Genomic DNA, 16,969 nt, shown 5'->3' with positions numbered 1-16,969 from the left:
AACACACAAAACAGCACTTTTTTCACCAAAAAAACTCGTCAAATAACTGGCTATTCTTCTTATTTTTTGGTGAAAAATACACTATTTTCTACATTCCCAACGACACATTGGATTAATATAGTGAGACCTTTGCATAAATATGAATAATCATCAAAACGCCATCTTTCATCAAATTACAAACTTTTTAAAAACACCCTTAGCCCTGCTAGGAGTGGATTTAAAAAATTTCCAATTTAATAAAATCTGTCATTTTGCTAATCATCCCTATTTATGCAAAGGTCTCATAGTGATATCAAAATGGAATTAGCCACTTTTAAAGACAGATATCAGGCGCTACAAGCGTTATTACAGAGGGATTTTTTGGCAAATCCCGATAGTGTGGATAGTTTAGTGCAAAAGCGTAGCGATGGGGTAGATGCGTTATTGCGTGATATTTGGAAGGCTTTTGAGATTGGTGGACAGTTGTGCTTGTCAGCGGTGGGTGGCTATGGTCGCCGTGAGTTACATTTGCATTCGGATATTGATTTGTTAATTTTAATACCTAATGGTACGCACGATGTGCACCAACAAAATCTCTCTCAATTTTTAACTTTCTTATGGGATATCGGGCTTGAAGTTGGACATGCCACTCGTGATATAGCAGACTGCGTAGCGAATATTCACGATTTGAGTATTGCCACGAATTTATCTGAATCTCGTATTTTAATTGGCAAAGAATCTTTATTTTTAAGAATGAAATTGATGATTAAGTCAAGCGACTGGTCGTCTCGTTCCTTTTTTGTCGGTAAACAAAAAGAACAGAAGAGCCGTCATCTAAACTATTCTAATACAGCATATAACTTAGAGCCCAACCTGAAAGAAAGCCCTGGAGGGCTGCGTGATATTCAAACAGTGGCATGGGTGGCAAAATGGTATTTTAATGTGGATTTGCTCTCTGATTTGGTGGAAAAAAAGTATTTAACCCAAGGTGAATATGATTTATTGATAGCAGCACAGTCATTTTTGTGGAAGGTGCGTTTTGCCCTACACATTATTGCTAAACGCCGTGAAGACCGAGTGGCTTTCCAATATCAACGCGAGGTGGCAACGGTATTAGGTTATATTGACGATAACAATGGCGGCCCAATGGCAGTAGAACAATTGATGCGTGATTATTATCAAACAGCCACCAAAGTGACACGACTGAATGATATTTTATTGCAATTATTTGAAGAAAATGTATTGCATACACAATATTTGAACGAACGCTTTGCCATTAGTCACGGTTATATTTATATGACTGATAGCAAGGTATTTAGTCAATATCCTTCTGCTTTTATTGAGATTTTCTTGCTGATAGCAAAGCACAATTATATCAGCGGTATCAGTGCGGATACACTCAGACAGATGCAAACAGATATCGATTTAATTGATAATAATTATTACAAAAAACGTCAAAATAATCGCTTATTTATTGAGTTATTACAGCAGAAAAAAGGGGTGAATAAAGCACTCAAATTAATGAACCGCTATGGCGTGTTAGAGCGTTATATCCCTGCTTTTGGAAAAATAACGGGCTTGATGCAATACGATTTATTCCACGCTTACACGGTGGATCAACACACCTTATTTGTGATTCGTAACCTTAGGCGTTTTTTTGTTAATGAGTTTGTCAAAGAATTTGATTTATGTAGTGAAATTGCACAAAATATTGCCAAGCCTGAGTTGTTATTTTTAGCGGGACTGTTTCATGATATTGCTAAAGGGCGGGGTGGTAACCACGCAGTTTTAGGAGCAAAAGATGCACAAGATTTCTTAGGGCATCATCGTTTTAAAGCCAAGGATATTACTTTAGTATCAAGGCTTGTAGAGCAACATTTGTTGATGACAACAGTGGCACAAAAACAAGACCTTGAAGATTTCGAAGTGATTCAGAAATTTACTAATAGTGTAAAAACAGTTGAATTTTTAGAGTTTTTATATTTGCTTACAGTGGCGGATATCCGTGCCACTAAAGCTGATTTATGGAATGACTGGAAAGATTCTTTGCTCAAAAAGTTGTTTTATAAAGCCAAAGAACAGTTATTAGAGTATGCAAAAGCACCGAGTGTCAATAGGGAAATTAAAGAAGTTAAACAAGTGCTGATAGAAGCGGTGATACAGCAGGGATACGATATAGAGCAGGTAGATGTGATATTAGATAGTCTGCCAAAAGATTATTTCTTGCGTTATCAGGTGGACGATATACTGTGGCATTTGCAGTTATTGACAAGACAAAGTGATAAAACCATTAGAGTTCTAAGCCACCTATCAGAGCACAGTGTGGTGGATATTTTTGTTTATAGCGAAGATCATAAAGGTTTATTTTTTAATTTAGTCAGTGTAATCGAAAAATTAGGCTTGGATATTGTCGATGCAAAAATCCTGACGAGTAAGAATAACATGGCTTACAACACGATTAGTGTCTTACAAGATGAGATTTTGAAAAATACTGACATTAACCAAGTGATAGAAGAAGAATTGGCAGGTTTGGTGCAAAGTAATACCAGTGTTAAACAAATGAGCGAAAAATATACCCATCGCCATTTTGACCATAAAATGGCGATTAGTTTTGCTCATAATGACAAGTGGAATTTGACCAAAGTTGAAATCAGTGTGATTGATAAACAAGGTTTATTGTCTAATATTGCCCATATTTTTTATGAATTGGATATTTATTTGGTTAATGCACGAATTTCTACGATGGGTGAACGCGTGGAAGATGTATTTTTCATTGCTAATGCAGACCATAAGCCACTCAGTAAAGCAGAAAAAATGCAGTTAAAGCAGTATTTACAAGAAAAATTGTAAAATAATGGATTGGTTGCCAAAAATGATACTATAATCTCCCTAAATTCAATTGCTTTTCCTAGCAATAACAATCAAAAATAAAATATGAACGATAAAATCAAAGTAGTAACAGATGATTCTTTTGAAGCTGATGTAGTTAATTCATCATCCACAATTTTAGTTGACTTTTGGGCACCATGGTGTGGTCCTTGTAAAGCGTTAGCGCCAACATTAGATGAAATCGCTGATGAGTATGAGGATAAGATTGTGATTGCTAAATTTAATGTTGATGAAAACGACCAAACTCCGCCAAAATATGGTATTCGCGGTATTCCAACTATATTGTTATTTAAGAATGGTGAGGTTGTAGCAACAAAGATGGGGGCGCTCTCGAAAGCTGAATTAAGCACCTTTATTGATTCAAATATTTAAACTTACAAACTAACTCATTTTTTTTAACAACCCTCAGTTAAAACTGGGTGATATTCTATGTTGGTCATTCTGACTAACGCTAACCTTCCCACACTTGGAAACATAATGAAACTATCTGAACTAAAACGCTCTACAGCTGCTGAATTATTAGAATTGGCACAATCTCTTGGCATTGAAAATATTGCCAGAGCCAAAAAACAAACTCTTATTTTTGCCATCTTAAAACACAAGGCATCGAATGACGAAGAAGTGGTGGGTGATGGTGTTTTGGATATATTACAAGAGGGTTATGGCTTTTTGAGGTCAGCAGATGACTCTTATGTGTCTGGACCTGATGATATTTATGTATCGCCAAATCAAATTCGTCGTTTTAATTTATCCACGGGTGATGTGGTTGCAGGAAAAATTCGTGCACCAAAGAAGGGCGAAAAGTATTTTGCATTGGTCAAGGTTTATGAAGTCAATGGTGAAGAGCCTGATAAGGTAAGAAATCGTATTCCTTTTGCATCACTTACACCTTTACACCCCGATGAGCGTATTGAATTAGAGATTGGTAATGGTGGTACGGAAGACTTAACCGCACGCGTGATTGACCTGGTTGCGCCTTTTGGCAAGGGACAAAGGGGTTTATTAGTCGCACCACCTAAGGCAGGTAAAACCATGATTATGCAACATATTGCATCTTCTATTTCTCGTAATCATCCAGAGTGTGAATTGATTGTTTTATTGATTGATGAGCGCCCTGAGGAAGTAACGGAAATGGCGCGCACTGTGCGTGGTGAAGTGATAGCTTCGACTTTTGATGAGTCGGCAAAACGCCATGTGCAAGTTGCTGAAATCGTCATTGAAAAAGCCAAACGCCGTGCAGAACAGGGTAAAGATGTAATTATTTTATTAGATTCTATCACTCGTTTAGCCCGCGCTTATAATACCATTGCACCATCTTCGGGTAAAGTATTGACAGGTGGTGTGGATGCGAGTGCTTTACAGCGTCCAAAGCGTTTTTTTGGTGCGGCAAGAAATATTGAAAATGGCGGCAGTATCACTATTATCGCCACTGCCTTAGTTGATACAGGTTCTAAAATGGATGAAGTGATTTATCAAGAATTCAAGGGTACTGGTAATATGGAATTGCATTTGGAGCGTCGTTTAAGTGAAAAACGCATATTCCCTGCGATTAACATTAATGCATCTGGCACACGCCGTGAAGAGTTAATTACCGATGAAAAAGAACTACAAAAAATTCGGATTTTGCGTAAGATTTTGCATCCTATGGACACTGTGGAAGCAGCAGAGTTTTTGATTGACCGTCTAAAACTAACCAAAACCAATGATGAATTTTTTGCATCAATGGCACAAAAGAAATAAAAATTGTTATACTTTAAGGCATGAAAATTTCTGTCTTTACACAAGTCTATCGCACAACTGACACCATTATTGCGAAATACTTAATGCGTAATATCTGGATAGTGTTAGGTGCAATTTTTTTAATTATCGGCTTGGTAATTTTTGGTAATCAAGTGGTGTTAATGGTGAAAGAAAGCCTAAAATATGGTATTCCCACTACTGATTTATTGCCGTTAATTGCCTTAAATATGATTAGGGATATCCCTTTAATTTTATCTCTATCCTTGTTTTTGGCTATTATTTTAGCAGTCAATAAGTTTTATAAAGATTCAGAAGCGATTGTGATGAACTCATTGGGCGTGGGAGATAAGCACTTTATGGTGTTTATCCAGCCAGTGGTATTGCCAATTTTTATCTTTATTTTATTGCTGACGACGCTGGTGGTACCTTGGACTAAACAACAAAAAAGTTTGATTATGAGCCACAGTGACGCCACTTCAGAATTTGCCTTTATCAGGCAAAAAGAATTTCAAAAATTCAAAGGAGGGGATATTGTTTTCTACGCCAACAAAGTGAAAGATGGAACCGAAGGAATACAGCAAACGATGGAAGAAGTATTTATTTACGCTTTGGCGAATGGCGAGCCGATTATCATTTTAGCAAAAGAGGCGCAAAAATATACTAATTTAGATACCAATAGTGCCTACCTTCGTCTTAAAGATGGGGTGCGTTATCACGGCTTTCCAGGCGATACTAACAAGCGTATTTTAAACTTTGATTTATATGATTTACAGATTGTGGATGGAGAACAACGCCAGGACAATATTGTCTTCGCACAAACAGAATCAAAAAGTATGATTGATTTACTTTATTCCAATGATTCTAAAGATACGGCAGAATTTCAATGGCGAATATCACAGCCGCTCAGTATTTTTATTCTGTCATTTTTAGGGGTATTGTTAGGTAAGGCATCTCCAAGAGGCGGAAAAAACTTAGGTTTGTTATTTGGTGTTGCTATCTTTATTTTGTATAACAATGCCTTAATGGTGGCTAAATCAACTTTAGAACACGGTGAAATTTCCGCATGGATAGGACTGTGGTGGGTGCATTTACTGGTGTTTTTCATCATTGTTCTTTTGTATGGATATCGACATGAAAAGTTAAGTACTGCGTGGCGATTCTTGCTAAGGAAAGTGTAAAATAGCCTTTTTTTAAAGGAAAAATCATTCAAATGTCATCACAGCCTAGCAAAACCTTAGAAGTTTTTGATAACCCAAATCCTGAACGCGATTATGTTATTCAAATTGATATGCCAGAATTTACTTGCCTATGTCCAAAGACAGGGCAACCCGATTTTGCCACACTGCATTTAGAATATATCGCTGATAAGGCGTGTGTTGAACTAAAATCTTTGAAAATGTATATCTGGTCATTTCGTGATGAGGGTGCTTTTCATGAGGCAGTGACTAATCAAATTTTAGAACATTTGGTGACAGCAACTGATCCGCGTTTTATGCGTTTGAAAGCCATCTTTAATGTGCGTGGTGGTGTTTACACTACTGTCGTCGCCGAACATCAGAAACAAGGTTGGACGCCAAAGCCTGCCGTCAACTTATAATTTGAAAAATTTCTTTAAAAAAATATTTAAAAAAAGCAATGGTTTTGCCAATGGTAAACCTACCCGTCAACACATTGAGTTTGATGATAATCTGCTAGATAAAAATGCAATCAAAGTGATTAAAACCATTTACAAAGCAGGCTATGAGGTTTATTTAGTCGGTGGCTGTGTCAGAGATTTGTTACTCGGCTTAAAGCCAAAAGACTTCGATATTGCCACCAGCGCCAAACCTGAGCAAGTACATAAGCTCTTTAAACGCTCGCGTTTGATTGGCAAGCGTTTTCGCTTGGTGCATGTGTTGTTTGGTGTGCGTGATTTTCTTGAAGTTGCTACTTTCCGTTCTGGCAAAGTCAAAACGGCTAAAAATGGTGTGATTGTACGCGACAATCACTACGGTAGAATAGAAGACGATGTAGTAAGACGCGATTTTAATATCAACGCTCTGTATTATGACATTCACACAAAAGAAGTGATTGATTATGTTGGTGGCTTGGAAGATATTAGAGCGGGTGAAATCCATGTAATTGGCAATGCTGCAAAACGCTTTGCAGAAGACCCTGTGCGTATGATTCGTGCAATTCGTTTTGCTGAAAAACTCGGCTCAGAAATGAGTGAAGAAATTAAAGTTGCCATTCTTAAGCAAGCCCCTTTACTGGGCAATGTTTCTTCGGCTCGACTGTATGAAGAGTGCATCAAATTATTTCAAAATGAATATTCATTTGCGGTATATGAGCAATTAGAAAAATACGGTTTACTTAGGTATTTATTTAAACAAACTCATAAAAATGATTTTATTAAAAAGGCGTGTAATAACACTTCTGAGCGTATTAAACAAGGAAAACCCGTTACCCCTGTATTTTTATTTGCGGTGTTTTTATGGCAAGCACAAAATGAACGCTTTGCTTTAATCAAAAAGAAACAACGCTCTTTCCATTTGGCACAATTACAAGCCTGTGATGAAGCGATTATCAATCAAATTAAGCAAGTATCTATGCCGCGTTATATAACGGCAAAAATGCGAGATGTATGGATGATGCAACACAAGTTAGAAAAAATGCAGCCTAAAAAAATACAGTTTTTACTAGAACATCGAGGCTTTAGAATTGCGTATGATTTTTTAGTATTACGCTCACAAAGCATTAACCCAGAACTTAAAAAAACAGCAGATTTTTGGACTAAAGCACAGCAATGATAGATAGTGTTATTATTCAATGAGACCTTTGCATAAATAGGGATGATTAGCAAAATGACAGATTTTATTAAATTGGAAATTTTTTAAATCCACTCCTAGCAGGGCTAAGGGTGTTTTTAAAAAGTTTGTAATTTGATGAAAGATGGCGTTTTGATGATTATTCATATTTATGCAAAGGTCTCTCAATGTTAAAATGTGCTATCTATCTACATTCAGAGAAATAATATGGCGAAAAAATTTGATTTTAACGAGGGCTTAAAAGAACTGGAAGCTATTGTACAAACAATGGAAGACGGTGACTTAAATTTAGAAGATTCACTAAAATACTTTGAACAGGGCGTTGCACTCACGCGTCAATGCCAAGTAGCACTCAGCAAAGCCGAGCAAAAAATTGCACTGCTCAGTGCTGATGATAACTATCAATCTGAGAAACCCTTAGACGCATAATGAACTACACGGAACGCGTCAATCGGCACTTAGACAAATATCTGTCTAATCAAGGCAGTTTAACCAAAGCAATGCGTTATAGCGTTTTGTCAGGCGGTAAGCGTTTTCGACCAATCTTAACTTACACAGTTGCCGATACTTTTGGCACACCTCTTAATTTGGCAGATTCCAGTGCCTGTGCCGTTGAATTAATCCACGCTTATTCTTTGATTCACGATGATTTACCCGCAATGGACGATGATAATATTCGTCACAATCAACCCGCTTGCCATAAGCAATTTGGTGAAGCACAAGCTATTTTAACGGGCGATGGCTTACAAGCCCTAGCATTTGAGGTGTTGGTGAATAGTAAGCAACTATCGGTAGAAGTGAGAATTAACACGCTTCAAGCACTCACTCACGCTGCTTTTGAGATGGCAGAAGGTCAGTCAATTGATTTAAATGCAGTTACACAAGTCATTGATATTGATACTTTGAAAAATATGCACCAAAAGAAAACGGGTGCTTTGCTTAGTTGTGCAGTGCAATTAGGCGTGCTAATCTCTGATTGTAATGAAAATGATGCGAAAATACTCAATCAATTTTCCCAGCACATTGGTTTGGCATATCAAATTCAAGATGATGTTTTAGATGTGCTAACACCTGAAGAGATATTGGGCAAAAGGCAAAACTCTGATGCAGATAAAGGCAAGCCAACTTATCCCACTTTGCTAGGTTTGGAAGCATCACAAACAGAATATGAAAGATTGTATCAGTGTGCATCAAATGATTTAAATGGGCTTAGTGTGGACGCAGGGCGTTTACAAACTTTAATTCAGCAACTTAAAAATAGGATATTTTAAGATGATTAATATTATCCTATGTGGAGGCAGTGGCACTCGACTTTGGCCGATTAGTCGTACTTTAATGCCTAAACAGTTTGTTAAATTATTTGCGGATAAATCACTTTTTCAACTCACGGTTGAACGCAATTCAAAAATATGCGACAGTCAAATGATTGTATCAAATATAGAACAATATTTTTTAGCATTGGATCAATTAGCGGAATTACAACAAACAAATAATCAATATTTATTAGAGCCAGTAGCAAGAAATACCGCTCCTGCAATCGCATTGGCTTGTATGGCATTGGCAGATGAGGGTGATGGTGATGAAATGGTGTTGGTAACGCCATCGGATCATTTAATCAAGAACGAGGCAAAATATCAAAAAGTATTGCAACAAGCGCAAACATTAGCACAGTCAGATAATTTGGTAACTTTTGGCATCGCCCCGACTTTTGCAGAAACTGGCTTTGGCTATATTGAAGCCGATGATTTTGATGTACTTGCTTTCCACGAAAAACCCGACTTGAAAACAGCAGAGCAATACTTAGAAGCAGGTAATTATTATTGGAATAGCGGTATGTTTATGTTTAAGGCGAGTGTATTTTTAGCCGAACTTAGAACCCATTCTTTAGCGACTTATGAAGCCACGCAAACTGCATTTAAAAATGCTAACAAGGGTGAGATGATAAGGGTTAATTATCACGATATGTCTAACATCCCAGAAAATAGTATCGACTATGCAGTGATGGAAAAAAGCGATAAAGTCAAAGTCATTCCAGCGAATATTGGCTGGAGTGATGTCGGTAGTTTTGATGCTTTATTTAATGAATTGCCAAAAGATGAAAACAACAATACCCTTAATGAAAATCACATTGCCATAGATTCTAAAAATAATCTGATTTATGGCGAAGAAAGGAAAATTGCCACCATTGACATAAAAGACATTATTGTAGTGGATACTGGGGATGCGTTATTGATTAGTAAAAAAGGCAGTTCGCAAAAAGTTAAGCAAGTAGTAGCACAAGTCAAAAAAACCACAGAACTGCACAATATCCACCTAACAGGGCATAGACCCTGGGGCACTTATACGGTGCTGGAAGAGGCAAAAGGCTATAAGATAAAACGCATTGAAGTATTGCCTAATAAGCGATTAAGCCTACAAAGTCATCAACACAGAAACGAGCATTGGGTAGTGATCAAAGGCAGAGCAGAAGTTGTTAATGCTGATAAAATATTAACTCTATATGAAAACGAAAGTACCTACATCAAGGCAGGCGATAAACACAGGTTATCAAACGCTACCAATGAAGTTTTAATCATTATTGAAGTGCAGGTGGGGGGTTATATGGGTGAAGACGATATAGAAAGATTTAAAGATGATTTTCAAAGGAGTTAAGCAGTGAAAAAAGCGTTTATAACAGGAGTTACCGGGCAAGATGGTTCATATCTAGCAGAGTTGTTATTAGAAAAAGACTACGAAGTCCATGCAATTTTGCGCAGGGCTTCGGTTTTTACCACACAACGCATTGAGCATATTTTTAAGCATCCAAATTTACACACTTATCATGGCGATTTAACCGATTCGAGTAATCTGCATAGATTGCTGATGAAAATAAAACCCGATGAAATCTATAATCTGGGTGCGCAATCTCATGTTGCAGTGAGTTTTGAAGTGCCAGAATATACTGCTGATGTAGTTGGATTGGGTGCGATTAGACTGTTAGACGCTGTTCGTGATTTAGGTCCAAACTGTAAATATTATCAAGCCTCAACTTCCGAGTTATTTGGCGGCATCCCTGGCACAGAGCCACAAAGTGAAACCACGCCTTTTTACCCAAAATCCCCTTATGGCGCCGCCAAACTTTATGCTTATTGGGTAACGGTTAATTATCGAGAGTCTTATGATTTATTTGCCTGTAATGGCATTTTGTTTAACCACGAAAGTCCAAGACGAGGTGAAACTTTTGTTACCAAAAAAATCACCCAAGCCGTTGCCCGCATTCATCAAGGCAGACAGCAGGTGCTAAAACTGGGCAATATGGACGCCAAACGCGACTGGGGTCATGCCAAGGATTTTGTTTATGCACAATGGCTAATGCTACAACAAGATGAACCACAAGACTTCGTTATTGCCACTGGAGAAACTCATACTGTTAGAGAGTTTGTCGAAGTCGCCTTTAAGGAAGTTGATATAAATATTGAATGGCAGGGTGCAGGTATTGCTGAAAAGGGTATTGACAGCAATACTGGCAAGATACTGGTAGAAGTGAATGAAAAATACTTCCGTCCAGCCGAAGTTGAATTGTTACTGGGCGACCCATCCAAGGCAGAAAAAGAACTTGGTTGGGAGCGTCAAGTATCCTTTCAAGAGTTGGTTTCAGGTATGGTGCAATACGACCTTGAAAATGATGATTTCGGCGGGAAAGAATAATAAAAAGTAATGCCAAATTTAAAAGAATCTCAAACAGTAGAACTAAAGCAACTTTGGAAAGATGAGTATTTAAAAACCATTTGTGCCTTTGCAAATAGTAATGGCGGTTGCCTTTATATCGGTATTGACGACAATAGTAAAATTGTCGAAATTGACAGTATTGATAAACTTGTTGAAATATTACCTAATAAGATTAATAATAGGTTGGGTTTATTGGCGGATGTTTTTCTTAAAAAAAATCAAGAAAAAAAATATATAGAAATAAAAGTAGGCAGCACTTATGCACCCATTTCTTTTAATGGTAAATTTTATAAAAGAAGTGGCAGCAATACCTTGGAATTAAATGGCAACAATCTTACAAATTTTTTGCTTAAAAAATATGGAAAAACTTGGGATGATGTAGCGGTAGAAGAATTTACACTGGATGAGATTGACTTAAACACGATAGCAAAGTTTAAAAAATTAGCCAAAGACAGGATGCCTGATATTGATAAAGAAAATAACTTAAAGGCGTTGTTGCAAAAGTTAAATCTTTATGATGGTAAATTTTTAAAGAGAGCGGCAATTTTATTATTTGCTAAAAATCCCCAACAATACTTCATACAATCTCATTCTAAAATAGGTAGGTTTTTAACCGAAACAGAGATACAAAGTAGCGACATTATAGAAGGTAATCTTATTAATCAGGTTGATAAAATAATGGATATTTTAAGGCTTAAATACCTTAAGGCTTACATATCTTATGAGGGCGTACACAGAAGAGAAAAACTAGAATACCCTTATGACGCACTAAAAGAAGCCGTTATAAATGCTTTAATTCACCGAGATTATTCCAATACATCGAATCTACAAATAAAAGTGTATGACAAAAAACTAGCTATATACAATGGCGCACTACTGAGTGCCGAAGTCCCTATCGATAAATTTGATAAACCACACCAGTCAAAGCCTTTTAACCCAACTATAGCCTCTGTATTTTACAAAGCAGGATTGATAGAAAACTGGGGAAGAGGCACTTTAAATATTATTGAACAATGCATAAAGCATGGTTTACCACGACCTACATTTGAATACGAGTGGACAGCAGTATTAACCACTTTTTATCAAACACCAAAGGCTACCGAGCAAGCTACCGAGCAAGCTACCGAGCAAGCTACCGAGCAAGCTCTTTTAGTTTATTGTAAAACACCTAAAAATACCACTGAAATAATGAGTTTCTTAGGTTTAAAGCACAGAGAACATTTTCGATCTGCTATTTTAAAGCCTATGTTGGAGCAAGACCTGTTAAAACTCACTATTCCAGATAAACCCAACAGCCCAAAGCAAAAATATACAACTAAATGAGACCTTTGCATAAATATGAATAATCATCAAAACGCCATCTTTCATCAAATTACAAACTTTTTAAAAACACCCTTAGCCCTGCTAGGAGTGGATTTAAAAAATTTCCAATTTAATAAAATCTGTCATTTTGCTAATCATCCCTATTTATGCAAAGGTCTCTAAATGAATAAAAACTCAAAAATTTATATTGCAGGACACAGGGGTTTGGTTGGCTCAGCAATTATACGCGAATTAGAAAAACAAGGTTTTAACAATCTAATCACACGCACCCATAAAGAATTGGATTTAATTAATCAAGCGGAGGTTCAATCATTTTTTCAACAAGAAAAACCTGATTATGTTATTTTAGCCGCTGCAAAAGTCGGTGGCATTCACGCAAATAATGTCTATCCAGCAGACTTTATCTATCAAAATATGATGATTGAGGCGAATGTTATTCATTCGGCCTATGAATACCAAGTCAAACGCTTGTTATTCCTAGGTAGCACTTGTATTTACCCTAAAGCAGTTCAGCAGCCAATGCGTGAAGATGCATTATTGACCGATGTTTTAGAGCCGACAAATGAGCCGTATGCGTTAGCAAAAATAGCAGGTGTCAAACTTTGTGAATCTTACAATCGACAGCACAGCACTGACTTTCGCTCAGTAATGCCCACTAATTTATATGGTATTAATGACAACTTTCACCCAGAAAATTCCCATGTTATCCCCGCCCTAATGCGTCGTTTTCACGAGGCAAAAATCAACAATGATGCTGAGGTAATTGTATGGGGTAGTGGCAAGGCAATGCGTGAATTTTTGTTCGTTGATGATATGGCACAAGCCTCCTTATTCGTCCTAGCCCTGAATGAAGAAACCTATCAAGCTAATACCAAACCAATGCTATCGCACATTAATGTCGGTACAGGCGTGGATGTAACCATTCGTGAAATGGCACAGACAATGAAACAAGTAGTTGGCTTTAAGGGTAAACTTGTTTTCGATACCACAAAGCCTGACGGGGCACCAAGAAAATTGATTGATGTTGCTCGCTTGTCTAAAATGGGCTGGCAATATAGTGTGACTTTAGAAGAAGGTCTTGCGCAAACTTATCAATGGTATTTAGAACAAGACAATAAATGAAAATAACCACCGACTATGAAAATAACCATCAACTATGCAGGACTCTCAAATGTAACGAAAATCATGAGACAGTTGCCATTAATGGATAATAATTAATGATTTCCAAACTAAGAAACCTGCAAAATTACATGGGATTTATAAAGTATTTCAAGAATACTTCATGGCTTTTTGCTGAAAAAATCTTGAGAATAATAGTTGGAATTTTTGTCGGTATTTGGGTCGCTAGATATTTAGGTCCTGAGCAATTTGGTTTATTTAGTTATGCACAAAGTTTTGCTGGTCTTTTTACTGTATTTGCAACTCTTGGACTGGATGGAATAGTAGTACGAGAATTGGTTAAGGATAAAAATCGACAAAATGAGTTAATTAGTACTGCATTTTGGTTGAAAGTTATAGGTGCATTTGTTGCATTGGTTATTTTAGTAATAGCCGTTAATTTTACTTTAAACGATAATTATACAAATTTATTAGTTTTTATTATTGCCTCAGCCACTATTTTTCAAAGTTTTAATGTGGTTGATATGTATTTTCAAGCCAAAGTGTTGAGTAAATATGTGGTGTATGCAAATGTATTTAGCCTACTTATATCCTCTATTATAAAAATAGTTTTTATCTTAAACGAAGCACCACTGATAGCATTTGCTTGGGTTGTTTTATTTGATAGTTTTGTATTGGCAGTTGGCTTTATAGTTTTATTTTTAAAGAATTCAACATTTCAGATAAAAAATTTAACATTCAATAGATCAATAGCAGTTAGGTTATTGCAACACAGCTGGCCTTTGATTTTAGGTGGTATTGTTATTTCAATTTATACAAGGATAGATCAAGTAATGATAAAAGAAATGTTGGGCAATGAATCTGTGGGGCAATATGCAGCGGCAGTCCAGTTGAGCAATGCTTGGTATTTTATACCTGTGGCTATAAGTATGTCAGTATTTCCAGCAATTATAAACGCCAAAAAGATAAGTGAAATTTTGTATTACGAAAGACTACAAAAACTCTATAATTTAATGGTATGGGTGGCAATAGTTATTGCATTATTCACAACTTTTTTGAGTGATTGGGCTGTAAATTTGCTTTATGGGGGGCAATATAACCAAGCAGGAAGTATATTAGCGATACATATTTGGTCTATAATTTTTGGTTTTTTAGGCATAACTAGTGAAAAATGGTTACTTAGTGAAAATTTACAATTAATCTCTTTTTATAGAACATTTTTTGGGGTGGTTATTAATATAATATTAAACTTTATATTAATACCAAAATATGGCGTTCAAGGTGCTGCATTTGCAACATTAATTACCCAAATGAGTGTATCTTATATATTTGATATTTTCAATAACAAAACAAAAAAGATGTTTTTTATGAAAACAAAAACAATGTTTATTTGGAGATTTTTCAAATATTAATTGTGGATGAAGTGGTAAAATTCAAGTTTGCTTGCTTGGAAAAAAATAACCCAATTTAAATATTAAAAGGAAGCATGAAGCATGAAGAATGAATATTAAACACCGAATTAAAAGAATTTTATGGAAGTTTGGCTACGATGTTAGTCGTTTTGATTTTAATCATCCAATAGCCAGAAGAAAGGCTTTGCTTAAATCATATGATATACAGTTGGTTTTAGATGTGGGTGCCAATATTGGGCAATTTAGTGAGCAAATGAGGCAAGATATTGGATACACTGGTGCTATTATTTCTTTTGAGCCACTTAGCTCAGAGTTTAAATTACTTAAAGAAAAAGTTGACAATGATAAAAACTGGAAAGCATTTAATTGTGCACTTGGAGATATAGAGCAACAATTAGAAATAAATATTGCTGGTAATTCTTATAGCAGTTCTATCTTAGATATGCTTAAATCACATGAAAAATCAGCGCCAGAATCTAAATATATAGGGCAAGAAATTATTAATGTAAAAACGCTTGACGGTGTAATGAGTGAACTTTCAGTAGGCGAAACCAATATTTATCTTAAAATAGATACTCAAGGTTTTGAAAGTAAAGTCTTAAAGGGTGCTGAAATGTCGTTAGACCGTATCCATACTATTCAGTTAGAGATGTCATTAGTACCACTATACAAGGATGAGTTGTTATTTGATGAGTTATATAAGATTCTATCTTCTAAAGACTATGTTTTGGTTTCACTTGATCCTGGTTTCTCAGACAGTAATTCTGGTCAGATGTTGCAATTAGATGGCATATTCCATAGATTTTAAATAATTGAAATCCTTGTAGCGTGTAGCCAAATACGAATAATCATCAAAACACTACCTTTCATCAGTTTGAAAATAGTATTAATTAAAAAAAAAGCCTAAGAGAGCAATGAAAAAGACACTTAAAAAGCATTTCCCAAATTTTTATAATAAACTGAGCAAGGTAAAGCAAGATAGGATATTAAAAAAATTCAAACGAGTACACCCAAATACAAATTTTTTTCCTACAGAAGAAGCGATAAAATTATATTCTCAGCATAACCAAGATTATATAATTTATAATAATTTTTTTAAAGAAAAGAAAGATGGTGTATTTTTTGATGTAGGCGGAAATCATCCTTTAAATATAAATAACACAAGGTATTTTGAAGAGATAGGCTGGAATGGATATGTATTTGAACCCTTACCAAGTATGCAACCTCTTTGGGAGAAGCACAGAAAGGCTAAATTTTTCCCCTTGGGTGCTTCAGATAAGGCAGACGAACTTACCTTTTCAGTTGTAAAAAATGTTACAGGCTGGGAAGATATGCTTTCATTTGTAAAGAAAACAAGGGATAAAACCTACGCTGGGCATGAGACAGAAGATATTATTATAAAAGTAGTGCCATTAAGAGATGTTTTAAAGAAGGAAAACATAGTCCACATAGATTATATGTCTATTGATGTAGAGGGGCATGAATTAAATGTCGTTAAGGGTATTGATTTTAACGAAGTCAAGATAAGTGTTTTAACCATTGAAAATGCGCCTCCAGGAAGCACAGGATATGGGGATGATAATATTAGAAAATTAATGTTCAAAAATGATTATATTTTATGGGGTAGAATTATAGACTTGGATGATATTTATGTGCATAAGGATTTTTTAAATACACTTGAATTTACATCATAAGTACAGCAGCATCCTTGGTTTTTTTAAGCACACTAAAACAAGCAATTATCAGCACTTTTTAGTGTCATTACTTTTTATAAATGGTATTAGAGACCTTTGCATAAATATGAATAACCATCAAAACGCCATCTTTCATCAAATTACAAACTTTTTAAAAACACCCTTAGCCCTGCTAGGAGTGGATTTAAAAAATTTCCAATTTAATAAAATCTGTCATTTTGCTAATCATCCCTATTTATGCAAAGGTCTCTATTAGAATAAAAAATAATTAGAACAATATATTTGACAAATAAATATC

General features: G+C 35.7%; 19 protein-coding genes. 18 read left to right on the top strand and 1 reads right to left on the bottom strand.

All coding sequences use genetic code 11. From position 1 onward, the window contains the following. Nucleotides 1–139: 139 nt before the first annotated feature. From AB8525_RS01310 to pcnB, 7 genes are all read left to right on the top strand, one after another. Nucleotides 140–307: a hypothetical protein gene (locus AB8525_RS01310; protein ID WP_369152001.1), complete on the top strand. Its 168-nt coding sequence runs from the start codon at nucleotides 140–142 to the stop codon at nucleotides 305–307. Continuing rightward, nucleotides 271–2,829 (top strand): [protein-PII] uridylyltransferase, encoded by a 2,559-nt coding sequence (gene glnD, locus AB8525_RS01305; protein ID WP_369178152.1) that lies wholly within the window; start codon nucleotides 271–273, stop codon nucleotides 2,827–2,829. The genes AB8525_RS01310 and glnD overlap by 37 nt, the downstream gene beginning before the upstream one ends. Nucleotides 2,830–2,913: 84 nt before the next feature. Next, nucleotides 2,914–3,240 (top strand): thioredoxin TrxA, encoded by a 327-nt coding sequence (gene trxA / locus AB8525_RS01300; RefSeq protein ID WP_369151996.1) that lies wholly within the window; start codon nucleotides 2,914–2,916, stop codon nucleotides 3,238–3,240. Between the two features lie 105 nt (nucleotides 3,241–3,345). Continuing rightward, nucleotides 3,346–4,608, top strand: coding sequence for a transcription termination factor Rho (gene rho / locus AB8525_RS01295; protein WP_369151994.1), 1,263 nt, complete (start codon nucleotides 3,346–3,348; stop codon nucleotides 4,606–4,608). A gap of 83 nt (nucleotides 4,609–4,691) precedes the next feature. Beyond that, the gene (gene lptF, locus AB8525_RS01290) at nucleotides 4,692–5,786 is read left to right on the top strand and encodes an LPS export ABC transporter permease LptF (protein WP_369178150.1); all 1,095 of its coding nucleotides are present in this window, start codon (nucleotides 4,692–4,694) and stop codon (nucleotides 5,784–5,786) included. 32 nt (nucleotides 5,787–5,818) lie between these two features. After that, a complete protein-coding gene (gene queF, locus AB8525_RS01285) occupies nucleotides 5,819–6,205 on the top strand; it encodes a preQ(1) synthase (RefSeq protein ID WP_369151990.1) in 387 nt (128 codons plus the stop codon). Nucleotide 6,206: 1 nt separating this feature from the next. Next, nucleotides 6,207–7,397: a polynucleotide adenylyltransferase PcnB gene (pcnB, locus tag AB8525_RS01280; protein WP_369178149.1), complete on the top strand. Its 1,191-nt coding sequence runs from the start codon at nucleotides 6,207–6,209 to the stop codon at nucleotides 7,395–7,397. Nucleotides 7,398–7,409: 12 nt separating this feature from the next. On the opposite strand, the gene AB8525_RS01275 is transcribed toward pcnB, so the two are convergent. Then, on the bottom strand, nucleotides 7,410–7,562 hold the full coding sequence (locus tag AB8525_RS01275) for a hypothetical protein (protein WP_369151987.1): 153 nt from the start codon (nucleotides 7,560–7,562) through the stop codon (nucleotides 7,410–7,412). 60 nt (nucleotides 7,563–7,622) lie between these two features. Between AB8525_RS01275 and AB8525_RS01270 the strand changes: the two genes are divergently transcribed. The 11 genes from AB8525_RS01270 to AB8525_RS01220 all read left to right on the top strand — a co-directional run bounded on the left by AB8525_RS01270 (nucleotide 7,623) and on the right by AB8525_RS01220 (nucleotide 16,927). Next, on the top strand, nucleotides 7,623–7,844 hold the full coding sequence (locus tag AB8525_RS01270; RefSeq protein WP_369151985.1) for an exodeoxyribonuclease VII small subunit: 222 nt from the start codon (nucleotides 7,623–7,625) through the stop codon (nucleotides 7,842–7,844). Next, complete coding sequence (locus tag AB8525_RS01265; protein WP_369178147.1) at nucleotides 7,844–8,686, top strand: polyprenyl synthetase family protein; 843 nt, start codon at nucleotides 7,844–7,846, stop codon at nucleotides 8,684–8,686. The genes AB8525_RS01270 and AB8525_RS01265 overlap by 1 nt, the downstream gene beginning before the upstream one ends. A 1-nt stretch (nucleotide 8,687) precedes the next feature. After that, entirely contained in the window at nucleotides 8,688–10,067 is a 1,380-nt protein-coding gene (locus AB8525_RS01260; protein WP_369178145.1) for a mannose-1-phosphate guanylyltransferase/mannose-6-phosphate isomerase, read from the top strand. 3 nt (nucleotides 10,068–10,070) lie between these two features. Further along, on the top strand, nucleotides 10,071–11,102 hold the full coding sequence (gmd, locus tag AB8525_RS01255) for a GDP-mannose 4,6-dehydratase (RefSeq protein ID WP_369151981.1): 1,032 nt from the start codon (nucleotides 10,071–10,073) through the stop codon (nucleotides 11,100–11,102). Nucleotides 11,103–11,111: 9 nt separating this feature from the next. After that, nucleotides 11,112–12,446, top strand: coding sequence for an RNA-binding domain-containing protein (locus AB8525_RS01250; RefSeq protein WP_369178143.1), 1,335 nt, complete (start codon nucleotides 11,112–11,114; stop codon nucleotides 12,444–12,446). A 15-nt stretch (nucleotides 12,447–12,461) separates the two neighbouring features. Next, nucleotides 12,462–12,608: a hypothetical protein gene (locus AB8525_RS01245; protein WP_369149988.1), complete on the top strand. Its 147-nt coding sequence runs from the start codon at nucleotides 12,462–12,464 to the stop codon at nucleotides 12,606–12,608. Continuing rightward, on the top strand, nucleotides 12,609–13,568 hold the full coding sequence (locus tag AB8525_RS01240) for a GDP-L-fucose synthase family protein (RefSeq protein ID WP_369178141.1): 960 nt from the start codon (nucleotides 12,609–12,611) through the stop codon (nucleotides 13,566–13,568). A 128-nt stretch (nucleotides 13,569–13,696) separates the two neighbouring features. Then, complete coding sequence (locus AB8525_RS01235) at nucleotides 13,697–14,977, top strand: flippase (RefSeq protein ID WP_369151976.1); 1,281 nt, start codon at nucleotides 13,697–13,699, stop codon at nucleotides 14,975–14,977. An 88-nt stretch (nucleotides 14,978–15,065) separates the two neighbouring features. Next, a complete protein-coding gene (locus AB8525_RS01230; protein ID WP_369178139.1) occupies nucleotides 15,066–15,785 on the top strand; it encodes an FkbM family methyltransferase in 720 nt (239 codons plus the stop codon). Between the two features lie 106 nt (nucleotides 15,786–15,891). Next, the gene (locus AB8525_RS01225) at nucleotides 15,892–16,671 is read left to right on the top strand and encodes an FkbM family methyltransferase (protein ID WP_369178138.1); all 780 of its coding nucleotides are present in this window, start codon (nucleotides 15,892–15,894) and stop codon (nucleotides 16,669–16,671) included. 106 nt (nucleotides 16,672–16,777) lie between these two features. Further along, nucleotides 16,778–16,927, top strand: a complete 150-nt coding sequence (locus AB8525_RS01220) for a hypothetical protein (protein WP_369150050.1) — start codon at nucleotides 16,778–16,780, stop codon at nucleotides 16,925–16,927. The last annotated feature ends 42 nt before the right edge of the window (nucleotides 16,928–16,969 follow it).

The sequence above is a fragment of the Candidatus Thiodubiliella endoseptemdiera genome (assembly GCF_964212635.1).
GTDB classification, from domain to species: Bacteria; Pseudomonadota; Gammaproteobacteria; order PS1; family Pseudothioglobaceae; genus Thiodubiliella; species Thiodubiliella endoseptemdiera.
This window is presented reverse-complemented; position numbering and strand designations above follow the sequence as displayed.

Coding starts and splice junctions, on each gene's coding strand:
- AB8525_RS01220 (WP_369150050.1), top strand. CDS start 16,778: ATGAATAACCATCAAAACGCCATCTTTCATCAAATTACAAACTTTTTA.
- trxA (WP_369151996.1), top strand. CDS start 2,914: ATGAACGATAAAATCAAAGTAGTAACAGATGATTCTTTTGAAGCTGAT.
- glnD (WP_369178152.1), top strand. CDS start 271: ATGCAAAGGTCTCATAGTGATATCAAAATGGAATTAGCCACTTTTAAA.
- AB8525_RS01230 (WP_369178139.1), top strand. CDS start 15,066: ATGAATATTAAACACCGAATTAAAAGAATTTTATGGAAGTTTGGCTAC.
- AB8525_RS01250 (WP_369178143.1), top strand. CDS start 11,112: ATGCCAAATTTAAAAGAATCTCAAACAGTAGAACTAAAGCAACTTTGG.
- AB8525_RS01275 (WP_369151987.1), bottom strand. CDS start 7,562: ATGAATAATCATCAAAACGCCATCTTTCATCAAATTACAAACTTTTTA.
- AB8525_RS01260 (WP_369178145.1), top strand. CDS start 8,688: ATGATTAATATTATCCTATGTGGAGGCAGTGGCACTCGACTTTGGCCG.
- lptF (WP_369178150.1), top strand. CDS start 4,692: ATGCGTAATATCTGGATAGTGTTAGGTGCAATTTTTTTAATTATCGGC.
- AB8525_RS01265 (WP_369178147.1), top strand. CDS start 7,844: ATGAACTACACGGAACGCGTCAATCGGCACTTAGACAAATATCTGTCT.
- rho (WP_369151994.1), top strand. CDS start 3,346: ATGAAACTATCTGAACTAAAACGCTCTACAGCTGCTGAATTATTAGAA.
- AB8525_RS01225 (WP_369178138.1), top strand. CDS start 15,892: ATGAAAAAGACACTTAAAAAGCATTTCCCAAATTTTTATAATAAACTG.
- AB8525_RS01240 (WP_369178141.1), top strand. CDS start 12,609: ATGAATAAAAACTCAAAAATTTATATTGCAGGACACAGGGGTTTGGTT.
- AB8525_RS01310 (WP_369152001.1), top strand. CDS start 140: ATGAATAATCATCAAAACGCCATCTTTCATCAAATTACAAACTTTTTA.
- AB8525_RS01245 (WP_369149988.1), top strand. CDS start 12,462: ATGAATAATCATCAAAACGCCATCTTTCATCAAATTACAAACTTTTTA.
- AB8525_RS01270 (WP_369151985.1), top strand. CDS start 7,623: ATGGCGAAAAAATTTGATTTTAACGAGGGCTTAAAAGAACTGGAAGCT.
- queF (WP_369151990.1), top strand. CDS start 5,819: ATGTCATCACAGCCTAGCAAAACCTTAGAAGTTTTTGATAACCCAAAT.
- AB8525_RS01235 (WP_369151976.1), top strand. CDS start 13,697: ATGGGATTTATAAAGTATTTCAAGAATACTTCATGGCTTTTTGCTGAA.